The 21,314-nt window shown below is 69.3% G+C and carries 17 protein-coding genes and 1 pseudogene; 16 read left to right on the forward strand and 2 right to left on the reverse strand.

The features are described 5' to 3' along the window. The first annotated feature begins 228 nt into the window (after positions 1-228). The 3 genes and pseudogenes from ACWCQ6_RS01510 to ACWCQ6_RS01520 all read left to right on the forward strand — a co-directional run. Positions 229-525, forward strand: coding sequence for a hypothetical protein (locus ACWCQ6_RS01510; RefSeq protein WP_451084742.1), 297 nt, complete (start codon positions 229-231; stop codon positions 523-525). A gap of 185 nt (positions 526-710) precedes the next feature. Continuing rightward, positions 711-1,142: an SRPBCC family protein gene (locus ACWCQ6_RS01515; RefSeq protein WP_451084743.1), complete on the forward strand. Its 432-nt coding sequence runs from the start codon at positions 711-713 to the stop codon at positions 1,140-1,142. A 351-nt stretch (positions 1,143-1,493) separates the two neighbouring features. Then, positions 1,494-2,006: pseudogene (locus tag ACWCQ6_RS01520) on the forward strand (ATP-binding cassette domain-containing protein); the annotation flags it as partial. 98 nt (positions 2,007-2,104) lie between these two features. On the opposite strand, the gene ACWCQ6_RS01525 reads toward ACWCQ6_RS01520, so the two are convergent. After that, a complete protein-coding gene (locus ACWCQ6_RS01525; protein ID WP_451084744.1) occupies positions 2,105-3,052 on the reverse strand; it encodes a TrmB family transcriptional regulator in 948 nt (315 codons plus the stop codon). Positions 3,053-3,245: 193 nt separating this feature from the next. Here ACWCQ6_RS01525 and ACWCQ6_RS01530 point away from each other — a divergent pair, with 193 nt between their 5' ends. The 4 genes from ACWCQ6_RS01530 to ACWCQ6_RS01545 all read left to right on the forward strand — a co-directional run bounded on the left by ACWCQ6_RS01530 (position 3,246) and on the right by ACWCQ6_RS01545 (position 7,811). Further along, positions 3,246-3,608 carry a hypothetical protein gene (locus ACWCQ6_RS01530; RefSeq protein ID WP_451084745.1) on the forward strand — a complete coding sequence of 121 codons (363 nt, stop codon included), beginning with the start codon at positions 3,246-3,248 and terminating at the stop codon, positions 3,606-3,608. Between the two features lie 99 nt (positions 3,609-3,707). Beyond that, complete coding sequence (locus ACWCQ6_RS01535; RefSeq protein ID WP_451084746.1) at positions 3,708-3,893, forward strand: hypothetical protein; 186 nt, start codon at positions 3,708-3,710, stop codon at positions 3,891-3,893. Between the two features lie 214 nt (positions 3,894-4,107). Beyond that, positions 4,108-6,000: an AfsR/SARP family transcriptional regulator gene (locus tag ACWCQ6_RS01540; RefSeq protein WP_451084747.1), complete on the forward strand. Its 1,893-nt coding sequence runs from the start codon at positions 4,108-4,110 to the stop codon at positions 5,998-6,000. A gap of 524 nt (positions 6,001-6,524) precedes the next feature. After that, a complete protein-coding gene (locus tag ACWCQ6_RS01545; RefSeq protein WP_451084748.1) occupies positions 6,525-7,811 on the forward strand; it encodes an LPXTG cell wall anchor domain-containing protein in 1,287 nt (428 codons plus the stop codon). 267 nt (positions 7,812-8,078) lie between these two features. Here ACWCQ6_RS01545 and ACWCQ6_RS01550 read toward each other — a convergent pair whose 3' ends face one another. Continuing rightward, entirely contained in the window at positions 8,079-8,861 is a 783-nt protein-coding gene (locus ACWCQ6_RS01550) for a polysaccharide deacetylase family protein (RefSeq protein ID WP_451084749.1), read from the reverse strand. A gap of 360 nt (positions 8,862-9,221) precedes the next feature. On the opposite strand from ACWCQ6_RS01550, the gene ACWCQ6_RS01555 reads away from it, so the two are divergent. The 9 genes from ACWCQ6_RS01555 to ACWCQ6_RS01595 all read left to right on the forward strand — a co-directional run bounded on the left by ACWCQ6_RS01555 (position 9,222) and on the right by ACWCQ6_RS01595 (position 21,314). After that, entirely contained in the window at positions 9,222-9,644 is a 423-nt protein-coding gene (locus tag ACWCQ6_RS01555) for a CU044_2847 family protein (RefSeq protein WP_451084750.1), read from the forward strand. A 2-nt stretch (positions 9,645-9,646) separates the two neighbouring features. Continuing rightward, positions 9,647-14,419, forward strand: a complete 4,773-nt coding sequence (locus tag ACWCQ6_RS01560) for a trypsin-like peptidase domain-containing protein (protein WP_451084751.1) — start codon at positions 9,647-9,649, stop codon at positions 14,417-14,419. A 372-nt stretch (positions 14,420-14,791) separates the two neighbouring features. Continuing rightward, positions 14,792-16,018, forward strand: coding sequence for an ATP-binding protein (locus ACWCQ6_RS01565; RefSeq protein ID WP_451084752.1), 1,227 nt, complete (start codon positions 14,792-14,794; stop codon positions 16,016-16,018). Then, positions 16,015-16,419, forward strand: a complete 405-nt coding sequence (locus ACWCQ6_RS01570; protein ID WP_451084753.1) for a roadblock/LC7 domain-containing protein — start codon at positions 16,015-16,017, stop codon at positions 16,417-16,419. The genes ACWCQ6_RS01565 and ACWCQ6_RS01570 overlap by 4 nt, the downstream gene beginning before the upstream one ends. Next, positions 16,416-16,790 (forward strand): DUF742 domain-containing protein, encoded by a 375-nt coding sequence (locus tag ACWCQ6_RS01575; RefSeq protein ID WP_451084754.1) that lies wholly within the window; start codon positions 16,416-16,418, stop codon positions 16,788-16,790. Before ACWCQ6_RS01570 ends, ACWCQ6_RS01575 begins: the two co-directional genes overlap by 4 nt. Further along, the gene (locus ACWCQ6_RS01580; RefSeq protein WP_072487819.1) at positions 16,765-17,355 is read left to right on the forward strand and encodes a GTP-binding protein; all 591 of its coding nucleotides are present in this window, start codon (positions 16,765-16,767) and stop codon (positions 17,353-17,355) included. Before ACWCQ6_RS01575 ends, ACWCQ6_RS01580 begins: the two co-directional genes overlap by 26 nt. A 280-nt stretch (positions 17,356-17,635) precedes the next feature. Then, positions 17,636-19,027 carry a cytochrome P450 gene (locus ACWCQ6_RS01585; protein ID WP_451084755.1) on the forward strand — a complete coding sequence of 464 codons (1,392 nt, stop codon included), beginning with the start codon at positions 17,636-17,638 and terminating at the stop codon, positions 19,025-19,027. A gap of 380 nt (positions 19,028-19,407) precedes the next feature. Further along, positions 19,408-20,538 carry a cytochrome P450 gene (locus ACWCQ6_RS01590; protein ID WP_451084939.1) on the forward strand — a complete coding sequence of 377 codons (1,131 nt, stop codon included), beginning with the start codon at positions 19,408-19,410 and terminating at the stop codon, positions 20,536-20,538. Further along, complete coding sequence (locus tag ACWCQ6_RS01595) at positions 20,535-21,314, forward strand: enoyl-CoA hydratase/isomerase family protein (RefSeq protein WP_451084756.1); 780 nt, start codon at positions 20,535-20,537, stop codon at positions 21,312-21,314. Before ACWCQ6_RS01590 ends, ACWCQ6_RS01595 begins: the two co-directional genes overlap by 4 nt.

Here is a 21,314-nt window from a genome sequence, read left to right on the forward strand (position 1 = left end):
GGTCGGACAGGGCGCGGCGTCCGGTGCGGTGCATCGCAAGGCGCCGGAGCGTCTTGATAGCGGAGCTGTTCGGACGTTTCGGCAACGCCGCGAGGTGCCGTGCCGGACGCCGCGACCCCGGCCATGATCCGCCGGACAGGCCCCAGCAGGGGCGGAAGCGGTGCCACAAATCTACGATGGCTTGAGAAGGCGCCATCACGTCGAACCGGCGTTCCAGAGGAGGCCGCCATGGTGGAGCACTTTGTCTGGGTGACAACACGCCGGATCAAGCCAGGCGCGTTGGAGGAGTTCGAGAGGGCCTGGCGCCCCGCCCCGTACCCGCGGGAACTGCGCCGCGCCTACGCGTACTGGTCCGAGGACGGGCAGGAGATCACCGGGGTGTCCTTCTGGGATACCCAGGAAGCGTGCGACTCCTGGCGGGCCTCCGCAGCGGAGACGCAGCGGCGTGCGGCCATGGCCCCTTACGTCGTCGAGGAGCAGGAAGGCTTCTACCGCGGCCGTGAACTCGGGGTCGGGCACGCCTGAAGCCCCGCGGGCCTTGCGCCCGTGCCGCGGAACGCCGAGGACGGCCGGCACCGGCCCGCCGGCCCACGGACTCCGAACGGACTCCGACCTCCGTCGCCCGTCTGGAGGTGACAATGGAGAGAGGGCCCCGTGAAGCGTGAAGCGTGAAGCGTGAGTGAAACGTGAACCAAGTTGCGAGGTGGCCGATGAGCACTCTCGAAGAACAGATCGATGTCGATATTCCGATCGCTGCGGCGTGGGAACGCCTCCACCGTGCGGAGACCTATCCACGGTTCGTCGAAGGAGTGCGTGAGGCCCGTTCGGAGGACGGGCACCGGACGCACCTGGACGTCGATGTCGGCGGCCGGGTTCAGGAGTTCGAGGCCGAGATCACCGACCGTGGCAAGGAAAACAGGATGGAGTGGCACACCACGAGCGGTCCCGACCTGGCGGGAGCCTTCTCACTGCTGCCCATCGACCAGGAGCACACCCGGGTCCAGGCCCGGATCGAGTACGACCCGGCCACCGTCAAGGAGGCGTTCGGCGGGCCGAAGGGATTCGCCCAGGCGACCGCGATCGAACGGCTCGTACGGGACGATCTCGAGCACTTCAAGGAGTTGGTGGAACGGGAACGGTGAGGCGCCCCCACGGAGTACGGCGGGCAGTGCGATCCACGGTCGTCGGGCCCCCGCCCGTGCCCTTCAGCGTGGCAAACAGCGGTCACTGACGGTTGGCCGTAACCGTACGCGCAGTCCCGTAAGTGGCCGTACACGCACCGTTACTGACGATCCGTCCGTCCCCTGGAATGCCGCGTGGATCAGAACGGCGCCATCTCTGTTTCATGGGCACGCTGAGACACGGGAGGACAGCTCGCACGCCCGGATAGGGCGCGGATAGGGCGGGAATAGCGCCTCCGGTTCGAGCGGATAGTGGCGCGTGGGAAAGTCGTTCCCACGCCAACGCCCGCTGAATCGTGAGGACTTCGAAGAATGACCAGAACCCAGGTCCGCCCGGCACCGAGGGGAGGGATCTCGCCGGATGCCGCTGTGCTGAGCACAGTCGTCAAGCGCTTCACCAATGCCAAGGGCGAGAAGTTCACCGCAGTGAACGGGCTGGACCTGCGGATCCGGCGCGGTGAGGTAGCGGCGTTCCTCGGCCCCAACGGAGCGGGCAAGTCGACGACCATCGACATGCTCCTGGGACTGACCCGACCGGACTCGGGAGAGGTGAAGCTGTTCGGGCAGCCGCCCCGGCAAGCGGTGCGCGCCGGCCTGGTCGCCGCGGTTCTGCAGACGGGAGGGCTGCTTCCCGACGTGACCGTCGAAACCACGGTTCACATGCTGGCTTCGCTCCACCCCGGCGCCGACCCCGAACAGTGCATGCGCCGGGCCGGAGTCAGTGAGTTGCGGCACCGGAAGGTCTCCGAGTGCTCGGGCGGCGAGCAGCAGCGGCTGCGGTTCGCTCTCGCGCTCCTGTCGAAGCCCGAATTCCTGGTGCTGGACGAGCCCACCGCCGGCATGGACGTGGCGGCCCGCCGGGAGTTCTGGGCCGCCGTCCGTGAGGACGCCGAGCGCGGCATGACGGTCATGTTCGCCACGCATTACATGGAAGAGGCCGACCAGTTCGCCGACCGCGTGGTGATGATCGACCGCGGCACGGTCGTGGCCGACGGCTCGGCCTCGACGGCCTCATCGGTGAGGCCCTGGCCCAGCAGGCGCAGCACCACGGACTCCTGCGGTGTCAGGCCGCGTTCGTCACGCTCACGGCTGGTGGGATCCCCCAGAGGAACCGATTTCTCCCAGATGGTCTCGAAGAGGGCGCACAGCGCGGTGACGGTTCCGTTTCCGCTGAGAACCAGGGCGCCGGCCGCGCTGTCGCCGTCGTCCGCGGGAACGATCGCCACCCGGTGGTCCATGATCATCAGCCTGATGGGCAGCGACGGAGTCGTCCGCACCTCCCCCTTGAGGCCCGTCAGCCACTTTGCGTACGCCATCGTCTCAGGGTGGTGCCGGACGCTGTCCAGATACAGCGTTCTCATGCGGATACCGCGTTCCAGCAGCCGCTGGTCCTGCGGCCTGGCTGCCTCCATGCATGCTTCGCTCTGGGCGCCGCCCGCCGCGAACGTCATGACTTCGGTCGAGACAGCACGTACCAGCAGAGCGATGCGGTCCCTGATCTCCTCGATGCCATCGAGGCGCTCTATCCCCTCGATCTGCCGATTGATCCGAGCAGCACTGAAGTCGACCGACAACTGAGCGGCTGCGACTCGGATCTGCTCGATGCGCTGCTGCTCGGCCGCCAGACGCTCCTGCTGACGCGCGATCACTGCCTGGATACCGACTTCCGGGTCCACGGCGCGGAAGCGCGAGGGTTGATCGACGACTGGCCGTATCAGCGCCAGCTCGCTGAGCTGGTCCAATGCCTGACGCAACCGCACGCAAGGCAGCCGGAGCCTTCTACCCAGCTCTGCCAGCTCAACCCGCGGGTATTCCAGGACTGTTCGATAGACGGTCTCGCTGATCTCGTCCAGCCCCAGTATCTCCAGCAAGGAGCTTCTCCCCTCACACAAAGACAATCAGGCCAATCTAAGCATGGCCTGGAACAGCTCCGAGACCTCGCTGGTGCGATCGCCGTCCCGGGGCCGCACACCAAAGTCTCCGACCTGGCCTCTTCAGGCCGCGGCATAAACAGGATCGGCGATGCGCTGTTGCCCGTTCTCCTGCCGCGTGAGGGTGGGAACCATGAACCTGGTGCACGTACGGATCCAACTTGCCGGCCTCTTAGACCAGTACGACTGGCTGAAGCGGACATTCCGTTCCCATGCCGCGCCCGAAGAGGCGGTCCAGCACATCAGCATCCACCCGGGCGACGGTGGGGCGCTCACCGTGGGCTTCTGGATCAGCGCCCCATCGGCCCTCGCCTCCGAGCAAGTGGCCTATGCCGTCACACAACGGACATTGCATGCGGAAACGGCGCTCAGTCAGGCCCGCGTCACCAGCTACTCGAGCACCCTCGTACCCGCGGTGTTCAACCAGATGCTCCGAGAGCCGCAGGAACCTGGACGGAATATGCTATGGACGAATGCGGAAGCCCCGGAGAACTAGTCGATGGCCCTTGCAACGGTAAGACTCGGGGACGTCAGCGAGCGGACCCCGGCACCGGGTGCAGCTGACCCCACTCGCTGCTTCCTGTAGGAGAGCTTCATGATGCTTCAGTCGACCCTCCGTGACGTCCACAGACCCGGGCTCGCTTCGCCGACAGCGCTGTCGGCCTTCTGCCTTGCCGTCTCGTCACCCGCAGGTGTTGTCACGTCCACCGCGACGGAGATCAAGCCGGGCGGTGAACTGCCCCTCGGCGCGCTGAACACGGACACCACCGGCTGGGACTGACCTCTCGCGGCGGATCGTGGTGTCGCACACAGTGGTCCGGGCAGCGCGCTCGGACCTCCGGCCGTCCTCCGTCCCTATTTCACGGGGACAAGCGCCTCCAGGAACAGGGCACCGACCGAGTCGACTTGGACCGACCGGCACAGGGGAGGCGGCGGCTCGGGGCTTCTTCTCCCCACCCCTCATTTGCCGGTCGGTCTTGACAGTGGTGACGCACATGACGGAATTCTTGGTTCTGGGCTCTTTGGAGATGCGTCAGTCAGGCGAGCCGGTCCACGTACGGGGCATGCGGCAGCGGAGGCTGCTGGCGTTGCTGCTCCTCAACGCCAACCGGATCACCCCGGTCGACTTCCTCGCGGATGAACTGTGGGAGGCTCCCCCGCCGTCGGCACGCCCCCAAGTCCACAACGCGATACGCGACTTGCGGCGCGTGCTGCCCACCGGCGGCGACAGCAGTCTCGTCACGGAGGACGCCGGGTACCGTCTCGCCGTGTCTCATGACTCCGTCGATGCGAACCGCTTCATCGACCGGGCCCGCGCCGCCAAGGCGGCGGAGCGGGACGGCCGGTTCGCGGAGGCCATCCGGTTGTTGCAGTCGGCGGTGGATCTCTGGCGCGGCGACGCCTTCGCCGGTATCGGGTGTCCGGCGGTCATCGGTGCCACGGCGAAGCTGAACGAGCAGCGTCTGACCGCGATCGAGGACCTCATGGCTCTGAGACTGAAAGTCGGCGAATCCAACTCACTCGTCGGGGAACTGCACGAGCTGATCGCCGAATATCCCCTGCGGGACTCCCTGCGCGGCAGTCTGATGACCGCCCTGTGCCGCAGCGGGCGCCAGGCCGAGGCACTCGCGGTCTACAACGAAGGCAGGCGGTATCTGGTGGAGGAGCTAGGCCTCGAACCGAGCCCCCACCTGCGGGCACTGCACGCGGAGGTCCTCGCCAACTCCCCCACCGTCCACGGATACGCAGGTACCGACAGCACGGTGATCCGCGCGGCGCCGCAGCCCTCATCGGTGCCGGACGACCACCCCTCGCCCTCGTCCGGAGGGCCGTCGCTCGGAACCTACCGCAACTGTCTGCCTCATGGCCTGACGGACTTCACCGGCCGGTCCACCGAGGTGGACACCTTGCTGGGCGTCGCCGGGCAGGAGCAGGGGGGTGGTTCACCCCTGGTGGTCTCGATCGACGGCATGGGCGGCGTGGGCAAGACCACTCTGGCGGTGCATGTCGCCCACCACGTCACGCCCAGCTACCCGGATGGGCAGTACTTCGTGGACTTGCACGGCTTCAGCCCGATGCGAGGGCCGGTGCTTCCCGAGCAGGCTCTCGGCACACTCCTCCAGGCGAGCGGACTCGGCCCGGACGCGATCCCGAGCGGCCTGGAAGAGCGCGGTGCTCTGTGGCGGTCGAGGCTGGCGGGCCGACGCTGCCTGGTGGTTCTGGACGATGCGGCGGACACCGCTCAGATCAAGCCCTTGCTCCCCGGCGCTGGAGGCGCGATGGTTCTGGTGACCAGCCGCCGCAAGCTCTCGGCACTGGACGGTGCGCTGCCGGTGTGGCTCGATGTGATGCCGCATGACGACGCCATGGCGTTGTTCAGCCGGATCGTCGGAAGACAGCGCACCGCCCACGAACCCACTCAGGCCGCGAAGGCGGTCGAGTTGTGTGGTCACCTTCCCCTGGCGATTCGGATCGCGGCGGCCCGAATGCGGGATCGCCCCGCATGGGCGTTCGCAGACCTGGTCGACCGTTTGGCGAGCCCCACGCGACGGGTGCGGTGCCTCCAGACGTCCGACCGCGACCTCATGTCCCTGCTGAGCGTGTCCTACGAGCGCCTCAGCCCGTCCCAGCGGCGGTTCAGCCGGCTCATCAGCCTGGACCCGTCGGTCACCTTCGACATCGATCACGCGGCCGCCATCACCGGGCTGACTCTCGACGACGTGGAGCGCTGCTGCGACGCGCTGCTCGACAACAACCTCATCAGACAGAACACACCGACCAGGTTCTCCTTCCACAACCTTGTGCGGGACTGCAGCCGCGAGTTACTCGTCGAGGACGCGGACACCGGTCTCTCGACGCAAGCGGCCGTGGGGCTTGGCGTCTCTTGAGCAGCGGCCGGCGGACCGCCGGCACCGGTGCATTGCGGACCGTACGAGGGTCTCTCCCTGCCCCGCACCCGCGCCCGTGATGGCTGGTGAACACGACCGGTATCACGGGCGATGTGCTGCGTGCCACGGCATGCCGGTAGGGGTGGGGGCGCCGACGTCCCCGGGGAGACAGGCGGACGGCGGCTGTGCCGGGTGGCGGCGAGATCGGAAGTCGTCGCGGTCGGAGCCCAGTACGTGCCCAGGTCGAAACCTCGCGGCCGGTCGAAGCGTCCGTCAGCCGGGGGCGCGCAGAACACCACGTCCAGGGCCCCGTGGCATTGATCACAGCGAAAGTGCGAGCAGTGAATACAACTGCACCCTTTTGCCTTTTCTGTCGGTCGCGGTGCTGTGGTATTGGCCGGAGCAGGTGAAGAAATCGTGATGGCCGGCCGTTGCCCTGGCCATACGATCACCTCAAGTCGCATCTGCGTGTCCCATTCCGCTGCGACCCCGTCTTCTCTTCTTTCGGACACCGAAGGGCTCTTGTGAAGATTCGCCCGATTCTCGCCACAGCTGTTGCCGCCGCAGTGACCATGCCAGCCCTCCTGCTGTCGGTCACCCCCGCGTTCGCCGACGACAAGCCGACAGCACAGACACAGGACAAAACGCAGGGCAAGCCGTCCATCGCGGAGCTGGAAAAGGCCGCTGCCGCCGCGAAGGCGGCGTACGACGACGCCGTGGAGGCCGAGAAGGCCGCCAAGGCGGCTGTGGAAGCAGCCATGTCCGACACCAGTCCTCTGGCCTTGGCCGTCAAGGCCGCCAAGGCCGTGGCCGCCGAGGCCGCCACCGCGAAGACGGTCGCCGACCAGGCGGTCCTCGACGCCCAGGCCGCGGTCGACGCCCTCCCGGAGACGGCCACCGAGGAGGAGAGGACCGCCGCCACGACCAAGCTCACCGAGGCGAAGGCCGACGCCGAGACCGCCGGCAAGGACAAGGCCGCCGCCGACGCCGAGGTCGTGAAAGCCCTGGACGCGCGGGACGACGAACGGGTCGCCGCGCTCCGGAAGCTGAACCAGGCGCAGAAGGCCACCAAGGAGGCGCTCGCCGAGAAGACCGCCGCCGACGAGGCGCTGGCCAAGGCGAAGGAGGAGGACGGCGAGGACGGTGAGGACTGCGTCCCCGAGGCCGAACTCACCACGGTCGTCACGGGTCTGCCGTCCACCGTCGTCGCCGGCACGAAGGTCGACTTCAAGCTCCGGGTGACCAACGGCACCGACAAGACGATGGACGAAGTGCTTCCGTTCGCCTACGTCCACGCGACCGACCGGAGCGGGCTCAAGAGCATCGACGACCTGGTGCACCTGCAGTGGTCCTCCGCCTCGTCCTCGAAGTGGAAGACCGTCGACAACAAGCACTACATGGACGCCATCAGCCCGCTGAAGGCCGGTGCCCATGCCGACATCAAGATGCGCCTCACGATCGACGCCACGGCCCCCGCGGGCAACGGCGTCACCTTCGTCGCCGGTGACTACTTCAACGAGGACGGCAGCTGCGGCGGGAACCCGGACCTCGAAGGCTACGAGTTCCTGATCGCCGCCGCGGGCAGCAAGCCCGGCAAGGTCGGCGACGCCAAGCGCAGCAAGACCAAGCCGAACACCTCGGACGTCAAGGCGCAGAGCGGTGCGTCGAACCGTCCGGCGAATGGCAGCCTCGCTGCCACGGGCTCGTCCTCCGCGATGTCGCAGCTTGCGCTCGCGAGCGGCGCGGCCGTGGCGATCGGCGGGGGTGCGGTGTTCCTCGTACGCCGTCGCAAGGCCGACTCCCACGCCTGACGCATGGGGGGGGTGGGGTGCCGAAGGGGCACCCCACCCCGCGCGCCGGCCAGGGTACGGCTCGGCCCATGAGGTTCCCGGGTGCGCGTTCCAGCAGTGCGCGCGCCGCAACTCCAGCGCCTGGACAACGAGTTCGGCTCCCGTCATGCCCTCCCCGAAGGCGCTACGCGTCGGCGGACGGACCACCCTGTACGTCGGCGGGCCGGGTGACAAGGAGCCGCCGGTGTCGGGGAGGCGGGTCTTGATGCCGGTGCGGGCAAGCCTCGCTCACCGCACGGGGAAGCCGTAGGAGTATCCCTGCTGCCTCAGCCAGGGCAGGACCTCGCGCAGAGCGGCCAGGGTCTGGGAGCGGTCTCCTCCCGCGTCGTGGAAGAGGACGGTCGGACCGTTGGAGATCTCGCGCTTGACGGTGGCGACCATGGTGTCCGCACCGGGACGCTCGAAGTCCCTGGAGTCGACGTTCCAGCCCAGCGGTCGCATCCCCCGGGACGCGGCGAGCTGCCTGCTGTACGGGGTGAAGGCACCGCCCGGGGCCCGGTAGTACTGCGGCCGGACGCCCCCGGACGCCTTGGTGATCATGCGTTCGGCATCCAGGATCTGCTGGGACTGGTACGCCTCGGACTTCTTGTCCATGGTGGTGTCGTGCGAGACCGTGTGGTTGCACAGCCGGTGCCCGTCCGCCACGACCCGCTTGACCAGGTCCGGGTATGCCTGGGCCTGCGTGCCCACCATGCAGAACGTGGCCTTCACGCCGTTGTCCTTGAGCAGTTGCAGCACCTGCGGCGTCCAGGCCGGGTCCGGTCCGTCGTCGATGGTGATGTTGACGCCCCGGGCGCCGCGGTCCGAGGCGTGCGCGATGTCCGCCGCCACCTTGGTCACGTTCTTGTCCTGATGCCGGGCGTCCGGCGTCGAGACACTTGCTTGCGGCTGCCGCGCTCCGGCGGTGTCGGCCTGCGCGGTCCACACCGAGGCGGCAGCGGCCACCGCTGTCACCCCGAGCGCCGCCCCGAGAAGCTTGCTGTGCCATCCCCTTCCCTTGTGCTTCGCCATGTCCGCCCGCCCCTTTGCTGTGTCCGCCGATGCCCTGCCCCCATGAAGACATACAAACGCCCGTACGGGATCCCTCTGTTACCGATCGCAGACAAATCCGCAGGGGACCGGCGACAAACGCCGGAGCCCCGCAGGAGCGGGGATGCGACGGGCCATGACGGTCGGACTTCGGCGGGCCTCCGGCGACGGTGGCGGTGACGGACAAGGCGAGGAGCGCGGCGGTGGCATCCGCGACGCGGCAAGGTCCGGCCGGGTTTCCGCGTCGCATCGCGGGTGGCCCGCCCGCGTTGCGACGCACCCCCCGCCTCCTCCGCCCCGGCACTACGATTGACCCTCATCCAAGGCGGAGAGGGCTGAACGATGAACGACAAAACGGGTGTTGAGGAGTCGGGGGACATCACGGTCCCGGTCGATGTGGACGGCCGGACCGTGCATTTCTCGATCGCCCCCGGCGGAGGGCGGACACAGCCCGATCTCGGCGAGGAGCAGGAGATCAGCTGGCGCCGGCCGACTCTCGCGCCGGTACTGGACGGGCTCACCAGCGTGGCCAGGGCCATGGGTACGCGTCTCCAGCAGACCGGGGCATCAAGGGCGACAGTCGAGTTCGGGTGCGATGTCTCCATCGACACCGGTCAGTTGCTCGCTGTCTTCGGCAAGGCCACGTCCAAGTCGGCGTGGAAGGTGACGCTCGAATGGACCGCGCCCGAGACACCGCCGGGCGCCCCCGGCACCGGCGCCCCCGCTCCGGGGACGCCGCCCGCTCCGGAGACTCCCGGAGCGTAGGCATGGACGGCTGGAAGAGGCTGCTGGAGTCGGCCACCGTCGCCCTCGATCTCCCGGACGACCGCGGTTGCGGGACCGGGTTCGTGCTCGCTCCGGGCACGGTCGTCACCTGCGCCCACGTCGTGTCGGAGGCGACTCGGGTGCGGGGACGGATCGTCGCCACGGGGCACGATCTGGCCCTGACCGTCTCCGCCGACGACTGCTACCGCGCGCCGAACGGTCTCGATCTCGCCTTCCTCCACTACGAGTTGGATGAGCTTCCCGCCCCCGGCCCCGTACTGACCTCGCCCCACACCGCGTTCGGCGACCGCATGTCGGTCTACGGGCATCCGCGCGGGGACTTCCGGGCCGGGCAGTGGGCCGCCCTGGAATACCTGGGCGATTCGCGGCTCTCCTTCGACGACCCCATGGCGATGCCCCGCGGTTACGGGACACCGGTGGGCGAGGGCTTCAGCGGCAGCCCGGTGGTCAATCGGCGTACGGGCGCGGTGTGCGGAATGCTCGTACGGTCCAACAAGGCCGGCAGCACCCACATGATCCCGCTCTCCGAGATCCTGGCCCGCCATCCGCTCCCCGAAGCGCCAGCGGCCTGGCTGGACACGCTCACCGACGAGCAGTTGCGGGCCGGGGAGTTCCGCCATCCCGGCCCGCAGCTGCGCGACTACCTGGCAGCGGCGCGGGACGCCGCCGACGAACACCCCTACGCGGCACTGCTCACCGATGTGCGGGAGATCCCGCTCTCCTCGGTGTACGTACGGCAGGACGCCTCGTACACCACCGGCGACGCCGACGAGGACCGGGACCGGCAGCCGGACGCGAAGCGCCCGAAGGCCGAGACCGTGCTCGACTCCGACCGCCATGTGCTGTTCACCGGCGGCGCGGGGTCGGGGAAGTCGAGCCTGCTGCGCCGTCTGACGTTCACCGCCGCCGACGACTGGCTCACGGACCCGAAGCAGGCGCCTCGTTACATACCGGTGCGGATCACCGCCGAACAGCTGCTGAACCATCCCTTCCCGGAGGCTCTGGCGCACGCGGTCGGCCGGGACCTGCCCGGTCTGCGGCGTTCGCCGCTGCCCGAGTTCTTCGAAACGGCACCGATGCCGGCCGTGGACTGGCTGGTCTGCGTGGACGGCCTCGACGAGGTGCTCGATCCGGACGGCCGCGCCAAGGTGATCCGGATGATCCAGCGCTGGTCCCAGGAGCCCCATCTGCGGTTCGCGGTGGCCACCCGGTCGCTGATCACCTCGGACATGGACCGGCTGCGGGGGCTGAAGCGGTACACCCTCCTCAGCCTCGCCGACCGTCAGATCGCGGAGGTGGCGCAGGCCTGGTTCGAGGCGCTGAAGGTCCCGGAGCCCGAACGGCAGGCCCAGGAGCTGACGTCCGGGCTCCGGCACGGGCGGCTCGGCGAGGTGGCCCGCATCCCGCTCTACATCACCATGATCTGTGTGGTCGCCGCTCTCACCGAGCTGCCCCGCAACCCGGCCGAACTGTACGCACGGTTCGTCCGGATTCTGCGCGAGAAGGGTTCGCAACGGCTCGCCCGAACCGAGGCCGGTGCCCACGGCATCACCGAAGACCTGCTGAACAGCGTGCACGACGTGCTGCGCCCGGTGGCCGAACAGCGGCAGGGCGGGGACACGCGCCCGCTGCTCGACCTGGCCGTCGAGCTGCTCGGCGGGCACGCACCCGATGCCGCTCCCCCGAAGGCACTGGTCTCGCGTGCGCTCCTGTTCACCGGCCTGGTCACGCAGATCGGCGGTGACCTCAGGTTCCCGCACCAGACCATCCAGGAGTACCTCGCCGGATGCGCGATCGCCGACCGGCTGACCCCGAAGGACCCGGAAGCGCTCAGGACCGTACGTCAGGCGATCGCCGCCGAGCAGCCCAACATCGTGCTGTTCATCTCCGCGCGCTGGCACGAACGGGGCATGCCCCTCGAAGAGTTCCTGCGCACGGTCGTGGACGGGGGCGGCTGGCGGGACCTGCTCCTGTGCGCCACCGTCCTCAGCGACGGGCTGGTGATCAACGAGGACATGGCGCGGCAGTTCACCCGAGCGGTACTCAAATTGCACGGCCGCTCCGTCTCCGTCGGCGACCTCGAAGCGCCTGAGGTGCTGGCCCGGCTGTACACGGTGCTCGACCCGACGGGTGTGGCAGCCGTCGTCCGTAACCCGGCCGCCCCCCACCTGGCACGAGTCGACGCGCTGGAGCACTGCGTGCGGCGCGGCAGCGAACTGGCGGCGGCCCTCGCTGCCGAGCTGGCCGACGAGCCGGACCTCCCCGTCGGCCTGCGCGTATCGGCGGCCGGGCTGCTCGCCGAAGCGGGTGAGCCCGTGGGGGCCCGGCTGCGCCTCACCGAGCTGGCGCGGAATCCCGGCCATCTGCCCGAAGCCCGGTTCGAGGCGGCGGTCGCGCTTCTGTCCATGGACCGCGCGGCCGGCATACCCGTGCTCGGCGAACTCCTCGCGACCGCCGAATTCCCCAGGCAGCACGTCGAGACGCACCTGTCGAGGATTCACGCCGTGACGGACCCCGCCGCGCGTGCCGCGCTGGCCGAGGCGCTGGCCACCAATCCCGGGCTGGTCAAGGACGACCCGCACCTCCTGCGCTATCTCACGTGTCGCCTGCTCCTCCCCGACCGGCCGGAGCTCACGACGGACCTGCGCAGGGACCCCGCGGTCCCCGTGCGCCTGAGGCACATGGCCACACTGGACCAGGCGGGAGACGAGTCGCACCCCGCCGGGTCCGAGGAAGATGTCTTCTTCTCCGGCATCCTCCGTGACCCGGAGTCCTCCAGCTCAGCCGTCCGTTCGGCCGTTCTCGGCTCCTTCGAGGAGGAACTGGTCGAGCGTGTCGCACAGGACCCGCGGCTGGACCGGTACACCCGCCTCCGTGCGGCACTGAGACTCATCGAGCTCGGCAGACACACCGTCGCGGTGCAGTGCGCGGAAGAGCTCCTGTCCGACTACGCGGAATTGTGGCTCGTCCCCTTCGTGACCCAGGCTCTGCGCAAAGCCGGACAGCAGGACCGGAGCAGACAGGTCCTCTCCGGCATCCTGAACAATGGCGAGCTGCCCACCGACGACCGCGCCCGCTGCGTTGCGGAGCTGCTCAGCATGGGCGCGCAGGAAGAAGTCGCGGATGTTCTGACTCGTCTGGCCGCAGACCCCGGCACGGCGGCCTGGGACCGGCTGCAGGCGATCAGCCGGCTCGACTTCATGGATCCGGCCGCCACGAACGCCTCGCTCGCCGCAGTCGCGGCCGATGCCACGCTCCCCGGCGGTGTCCGCCACAGCGCGGCAACAGAGCTGCTGAGCAACGGGGAACGGGACAGCGCATCGGAACTGCTGCGCCGCACGGCGGAGGACCGGCTTGTCGGGACGGGCGACCGCATCGCCGCGCTCACCACGCTGGCCAAGATCGACCTCCGCGCGGCTTCGGACGCGTTGCACCGGATGCTCGACGAATCCGGCCTGCTGGACGAGCGTCTGTGGCAGCTCCTCGACCTCGCCGATGCCTTCAGCCCTGACACAACGCTCCGGGAGCGTCTGCAGCTTCTGCTGGAGGACCCGGCCGTTCCCCCGGAATCCCTGCTGGCGATCGAGAGAGCATGCGAGCAGTACAGGGCGGACATCGTTCCCCTGCTCAGGAAGGGCATCTGCAGGACAGCGGAAAACCCCTTTGTCGATCCGCAGACCAGGGCCCACGCCGTGGCCCGTTCCTTCGGATGGATCCCCTACCCGAGGTGGAAGGCTCTCGTTGCCGGGCTCGGCCCGGACCCGATGGCCGGCCTCAGCCTGTACACCGCCCACGCGATCCCCCACCCACACGGAATCGACAGCGGGGTCGAGGGGTACCAGCGCCTCTACCGGGACACCGAAGTCGCGTCGGCCCCGGCGGGGGCCTTCCACGGACTGGATCCCCATGCGGCCCTCGCGCACTGGTTCCGCCTTCTGGAACAGCGCCGGCCGGAGGCGATCACCAGCATGCGCCATCTTCGCGGATTCTCCTCGGAGGACCGCGACGCGGAACGGGCGAACAAACTGCTCCACGCCTGGGCCGCAGACCCCGAAGCCTCGCTGGCGGAGCGGATCTCAGCGACCGAGAGCGGCTTCTGGCCGGTCATCGCCCCCTGGCACGCCCTCGCCCGCACTCCGGAAACGCCGCCCGAGCTCCGTGTCGCCGTCTGCCAGTGGCTCCCCACGAGCGGCGCGCACAACCGCATCCCCATCGCCCGCGCCCTCGTCGCGGACCCCGCCACCCCCGTGACCGCGCGGGCGCAGGCTGCCGCTCTCCTCGCCGATGATCTCGGCGAGGAGGGCCGGCGCGCCCTGTGGGAGCTGTCCGGGGCACACACCACCGATCCCGAGGCGCACCTCGCCGCGGCGGCGGCCTGGGAGGAACTGGACGTCGGGCGGGAGGCGGTGGCGGCCTGTCTCCGGGTGCTGGACGACGGAGAGTGCGCCGCCCGCCACCGCCTCGCCGCTGCCACGAAGCTCACCCGGTGGCGGTCGTCGCGCGGGCGGGCCGTGCGGGCGCTGAAGGGATTGCTGGGGGACGGCGCGGCGCCCGTCGCCGTACGTGTCGATGCGGGGCGGCAGCTGATCGCCGTATCGGAGGTGGCCGAGGCCCACCTGGGGCTGTTGCGGCTGGCCGCGGGGCCGGAGCCGGACGCGGAGGAGCGGGCCCGTATCGTGGATCTGCTGCCTGCGGACCTGCGCCGGTACGCCGGGGCGGTCACGGAGCGCGAGGGCGATGCCTCGGCCCCGTAATGCTCTGCCATGGAGCGCGAAGGCGGCGAACCTGTGCCGTAATGCCCCGTCACGGAGCGCGAGGACGGTGCGCCGGATCCGTAACGCTCTGTCGTGGACCGCCGCTCCACCGGCTCATTTGTGAACATTCCGCGTCGGGAGTGCAACTGGCGTGTCGGTCTTGACAATTGCCCGCCTGGCCGATGTTAAGATCATCTTACTTCCAGTGGGCTGATGGCAAATGGGGGCATTCCGGGAGGGATGAGTTCCTCGGCCCCACACCCGGAGGGGCCCTCCCTGAGTGGCGCACACCGCGGCTCGACCAGCCCGGGACTGTGGTACGTGAGGGAGCGTCAAGCCGTATCCATAGCCATGGCACTTGAAGTGAGTCTCATGACATTTGCACAGGGCCCTCTCCTGTGGGCACTGGTTGTCGTCGCGCTGGTCGCCGTGGGAGCCGTTCTGCGGGCTCGCAGAACCAACATCGGACTACGCAGACAGAACTCGGAACTCCACCAGCAACGAGACACGTTGCAGCGCCAGCGTGACGAACTCCACGTCGCGTACACCGGCGTGACGCATCAGCACTCCGCCGAGCTGGCCGAGGTCCGCAGGGACGCCGAGGAGGAGACCAAGGCGGTCCTCAAGGCCGCCGTGCGCACCCTCCAGGGGCTCGCGGACGAGCAGCAGGTGGTCATCGAGAACGCCCAGCAGAAGTACGGCGACGACCCCGGCATCCTCGCCGACCTGATGGCCATCGACCACGCCAACAGCCAGTTCGGACGCCGGGCCCAGGGCATCGCGGTACTGTGCGGCGGCTGGCTCGGGCGCCGGGAGACCGTCGCCTCCGTCTTCGACGTGGCGCGCAGCGCCCAGGGCCGTATCCGGCAGTTCGACCGGGTGCGGATCAACGGACAGGTGAACTTCTCGGTCGTCAGCAAGGCCGTGGAGCCCGTGGCGGTCGTCCTCGCCGAGCTGCTGGCCAACGCCACCAACTACTCCGCGCCCGGCGCCCCGGTGGAGATCAACATCCAGGCCGTCCCGACGGGCGTCTGCCTCATCATCGACGACGCCGGTCTCGGCATGGGCCAGGAGGAGAAGGACCGCGCGGCGGCCCTCCTCGCGCCGCAGGCCTCGATCAGCGTTTCCAGTCTGGGCATTCCCCCGCAGTTCGGGTTCGCCGTCTCCGGGGTGCTGGCCGCCCGCTACGGGTTCAAGGTCTCGGTGGATTCCGTGTCCCCCTATGGAGGCGTACGCGCCGTGGTTCTCCTGCCCGACGAGTTGCTGACCGGCGATGTGCCCGCGCCGCCGCCCCCGGTCGCCGAGCGCTACGACGCGGAAATCGCGTCGCTCCCCCGGCGTCAGGCGCCCGCGCCGTCTCCGACCCCGCTGTTCCCGTCGGCCGCGCAGCCACTCGCCGCTCCACTGCCCACCGGGTCCGCCACCACCGCCGGTGGCCTGCCCAAGCGTCGTCGCAAGAGCCCGGTGTCGGTGGTGCCGCCGGCCGAGCCAGGGCCGGTGCGCAGCAACGAGGAGACCGCTTCCCGCCTGGGCGCGTTCCAGCGCGGTACCCGGTCCGGGCGTGACATGACGACGATGGAAGGACCCGAGTTCCAGTGAACCCCGATCTGTCCTGGGTGCTCAACGATGTGCTCCAGGTACCCGGCGCACGGCACGCGATCCTTGTCTCCGCCGACGGTCTGCTGCTGGCCAGCTCCAGTGAGATCGGCCGGGACGACGCGGAGACCGTGGCGGCCGCGATGAGTTCCATGCAGTCGCTGAGCCGGGCCGTCGCACCCTTCATCGGGGCCCAGGCCCCGGGCCGCTGGCGCCAGACGCTGCTGGAGTACGACCACGGCTGGATCTTCCTGATCGCGGCGGGCACCGGCGCCTACCTGGCGGCGGCCGCGGCGGCCGATGTGGACATGGAGGCCATGTCCTTCCGCATGCAGCAACAGGTCACCGCGCTGGGGAAGGCGATGACCACACCTCCCCGCCAGGACGCGGGAATCGGCCTATGACGACGCCGGGCGAGGAGCAGGCGGTCAACAGCGGGTTCGTCCGGTCCTACGTGATCACCGGAGGGCGCGGCCTGCCCGATGCGGAGGACCTCTCCCTCGTCACCCTGGTCACGATCGCACCCGACCGGCAGCCGCCCCCGAACCCGAGCCCGGAGGTCCGGGCCATCTGGGAGCTGTGCTCCGGCGGCTATCTGTCGGTGGCCGAGGTGGCGGGCCACCTCGGCCAGCCGGTCGGTGTGGCGCGCCTGCTGCTGAACGATTTGGCGGAACAAGGTCACCTGATGCGCCGCAAGGCGCCGCCGGCGGCTCAGCTCGTTGACAGGAAGATCCTCGAAGAGGTGTTGCATGGACTCCACGTCCGGTTCGGCTGACAGCATCTATGTGCCGGACGCGGTGCGGCGTGCGGCGAAGATTCTCGTCGTCGGGCACTTCGCCGTGGGCAAGACGACGCTCATCGGCACCCTCTCCGAGATCACTCCGCTGCGCACCGAGGAGCGGATGACCCAGGCCGGGGCGCACATCGACGATCTGCGCGGGGCACCCGACAAGGTGACCACGACGGTCGCGCTGGACTTCGGCCGTCTGACGCTCAGCGACGAACTGGTGCTGTACCTGTTCGGCACGCCGGGCCAGCAGCGCTTCGTCGAGCTGTGGGAGGACATGGCGCGCGGCTCGCTCGGCGCGCTGCTCCTCGTCGACCCGGCCCGTCTCGCCGACACCTTCCCGGTGATCGACCTGGTCGAGACGTACGGGCTGGAGTACGCAGTCGCGGTCAACAGCTTCGATCCGTACTCCCGGCATGCCGAGGAGGAGCTGCGCGAGGCTCTCGATCTGCTGCCGGACACCCCGGTCGTGTACTGCGACGCCCGGGACGAGAAGTCGTCCGCGCAGGCCCTGATCACTCTGGTCCAGCACCTTCTGGCACACGTGGCCTGAGGGGCTGTCGGGTGACCTCGGACCGGAAAGCGGACGCCGTCCGGTGCGTGCGATTCCCAGGCGGAGGAGGGAGTCGACGCGGAGCGTTGACGACCGACGACAACGCGGGAAGCGTGCGTGCCAGGCCGTGGCCGCCCGGTCAGAGATCACCCGACAGCCTCTGAGAAGCTGTCGCCCGGCCGCCCGTTCGGACGGCCCGGTTCGGGCGATGGCTCTCGGGCCCGTTCTCCGTCCACCGTCCGGGCCCTTCGAGGCCCGCGATCACATCGAGGAATCACACATGGACTCGTCGCCGGGATCCACCCCGTACAGCGCCCCCACCGGTTGCCCGATGCGCGGTGAGCGCCAGACGTCGCTCTACGGGCCGGAGTTCGCGTCCGATCCGCAGCGCGTGTACGACGAATTCCGGGCGCACGGACTCGCCGCCCCGATCGAGCTGGCCCCCGGCGTGGAGGCCACCCTGGTCGTGCAGCACGAGGCCGCGCTCCGGGTGCTGCAGAATCCGTCCTTCTTCGCCCGTGACGCGAGGCGCTGGGCCGCACTGCGGGAGGGCCGCGTACCGCTGGACAGCCCGGTGCTGCCGATGATGGCGTACCGGCCCAACTGCCTGTTCACGGACGGCACCGAGCATCTTCGGCTGCGCAAGGCGGTCACCGAGAGCCTCGGCCGGCTCAACCACACTCGGCTCAGCCGGGATGTGGAGCGGATAGCCGACTACCTCATCGACCAGTTCATCGAACGCGGCAGCGCGGACCTGCTCGGCGACTACGCCAAGCTGCTGCCGCTCCTGCTCTTCAACCAGCTCTTCGGCTGCCCCGGCGACATCGGTGACCGGCTGACCCGCAGCATGTCCGCGATCTTCGACGGCGAGGACGTGCTCCGGGCCAACACCGAGCTGACCGAGTGTCTGATGGAGCTCGTCGCGCTCAAGCGGCGCCAGCCCGGCGAGGACATCACCTCCTGGCTGATCCAGCACCCGGCGGGGCTGCGGGACGAGGAGCTCAAGGACCAGCTCGTCATGCTGATGGGCGCGGGCGTCGAGCCGGAGCGCAATCTGATCGCCAACGCGCTGCTGCTCATGCTGTCCAGCGACACCGGGGTCACGCAGCGGCGGGGCACCGGGATGCTGGTCGAGGACGCCCTCGACGACGTGCTGTGGAACAACCCGCCGATCGCCAACTACGCGACGCACTACCCGGTCCAGGACATCGACCTGGGCGGAGTGACGCTGAAGGCGGACACCCCGGTACTGATCAGCTTCGCCGCTGCCAACAGCGACCCCGCGCTCACCGACGCCCGCCAGACCCTGAGCAAGGGCGCCCATCTGGCCTGGGGCGCCGGCCCGCACGTCTGCCCGGCGAAGTCCCCCGCGCAGCTCATCGCGCTCACCGCGATCGAGAAGATCCTCAACACGGTGCCCGACCTCGCCCTCGCGGTGCCGCCCTCCGCCGTCGAGTGGCGTCCGGGCCCCTTCCACCGGGCCCTGGTGTCACTGCCCGTGATCTTCAGTGCCGCCCCGGCGCGCCGGAGCACGGCACCGGCGGCGCAGCCGCCCGTTCCGTCCCGGAACGTCGCCCCGGACGAGACGCCGGGGGCGCACTACGACCACGCGGAGCCGCAGAAGAAGACGAAGGGCTGGTGGAGTTCCTTCCTGGACGTGTTCCGGGTGTGATGAACATCTACCCGGATGCGTTCCAGGGTGTGAGGAACATCTACCAGGCCGTGGCGTACGGCTTGTGCGCATAGGGCGGACTTTCGCCCGTTCAACAGCCTTGAAATCAGGGGGAGTTGAGGCGCGAGCGACAAATGACAAGGGGTTGAAGCAGAGTTTCTCTGTGACACGGGCAACATGGAACCACGCATGTGCAACACATGCGGAGGGGTAGGTTCTGCCGGTAACCATGAGCCCAGGTCAAGGAACTCTGCGTGAGCCCTATATGTGGCACAGACAGGCCCTCTGTCGACCGCCGTGCCCTCATCTCCCTCCTGAAACGCCTCAAATCACCCGAAGGGCAGGCTGATCCCTACCCTTTGCTGGCCGATCTGAGATCGATGGGCGATGTCGTACGCGCTCCCTGGGACGCGTACTTCGTCACGGGTTACGACACGTGCAGCGAGGTGCTGCGCGGACGCAACTGGCTGGCGCCCGACTTCGCGTGGCAGGAACGCCAGGCGGACACCGAGCGCTGGGAGGCCGTCGCCACGCAGGAGATGACCAAGACCCTCTCCCGGCTGAACGCACCCGAGCACACCTGCCAGCGCCGCAGCCTCGGCAACCTCTTCGACCGGTCGACCATCACGCGGCTGACCCCGCAGGTCGAGGGGCACGTCACCCGGCTCCTCGACGAGCTGGCCGACAAGCTGCGCTGGGGCGAGGCCGACTTCGTCAGTACGGTCAGTGAGCAGTTGCCGATCAGCACCATCGGCTCCTGGCTGGGGATACCGCCCGAGGACTACCCGCACATCCTGGAGATCACCCACAACCAGGTGCACGCCCAGGAGCTGCTGCCGACCAAGAAGCAGCTCGCCGTGTCCGCCGAGGCCACCCTCCAGCTGCGCAGCTACTTCACCGAGCTGTTGAAGCAGCGCCGGGCCAACCCCGGCAACGACGTCCTGACCGGCTGGATCCACCACTGGGACGCCAGAGAACCCGACCGCGAGGCGGCGGACGAGATCCTCTACCGGCTCACCATGTTCGTCACCATCGCCTCGCTGGAGACCACCGCCACCCTGCTGTCGGCCATGGTGGAGCTGCTGCTGAAGGAACCCGGCCGGTGGGCCTGGCTCGGCGAGAACCCCGGATACATCGACGCCGCCGTCGACGAGGTCCTGCGCTACGACCCGCCGATCCACATCAACACCAGGGTCGCGGCGGACGACACCGTGCTGGCGGGCGTGCCGATCGCCAAGGACAGCATGGTCCACGTCATGTACGGTGCCGCCAACCACGACCCGCGGCGCAACGAGGACCCGGACACCTTCGACGTACGGCGCTCCGGAACGCATCTGACCTTCGGGGGCGGGGTGCACTACTGCCTGGGCGCGGCCCTCGCCCGCCTGGAGGCGCGCACGCTCCTGACGCAGCTGCTGAAACGCTTCCCCACCCTGCACACCGTCGCACCCGCCGAATACGCCTCCCGGCTGGTCTTCAGGCGGGTCACCTCGCTGAGCGTGGCGATATGAAGCTCTCGCTGTCGCAGTACCTGACCCCGCACCGGCAACCGAGCACGGTGCGCACCGAGCGCGAGGGCGCCGTCCTCCGCGTGGAGCTGGACTCCCCCGGCACCGGCAACGCGGTCACCGAGGCGATGCTGGACGATCTGCTGGCGGTCCTGACCGTTCCGGACCCCGATGTCCGGGTGCTGGTGCTCAGCGGGGCCGGTGACGACTTCTGCCTGGGCGGCGACCGGAACGAGTTCGCCGACTGGCTCGACGAGGACCCCACCGGGCGGGGCATCCGGATCGCCGGTGACAAGGCCCGCCGGGTGTGCGAGGCGATCTCCGCCAACCAGGCCGTCACCATCGCCCGGATCCAGGGCAAGGCGATCGGCGCCGGTCTCGCGCTGGCCCTCGCCTGCGATCTGCGCGTGGGCGCCGACACCGCCGGTTTCCGGCTGCCGGAGCTGGCACTCGGGCTGCCCACCGCCTGGGGCGGCGTACTGCCCCGGCTCATCCACGAGGTCGGCGCCGCCCGCGCCCGCGAGCTCATCCTCACCGGACGCGCCTTCGACGCCGCCGAGGCGCACGAGCTGTCGGTCCTCCAGCGCATCGTGCCCGAGAGCGACCTGGACGCGGCGGTCACCGCCTGGGCCAAGCCCATCGTGCGCCGCCCCGAGGCCGCCCTGCGCGTCACGAAGGCACTGCTCAACTCCTTCGCCGCCCCGACCCGGCTGGCCGACCCGTCCGTACTGGACGCGGAACTCATGGCCACCGTCGCGGCGGCGACCCGGCGGCGGTAG

The sequence above is a fragment of the Streptomyces sp. NPDC001880 genome, from assembly GCF_053594575.1.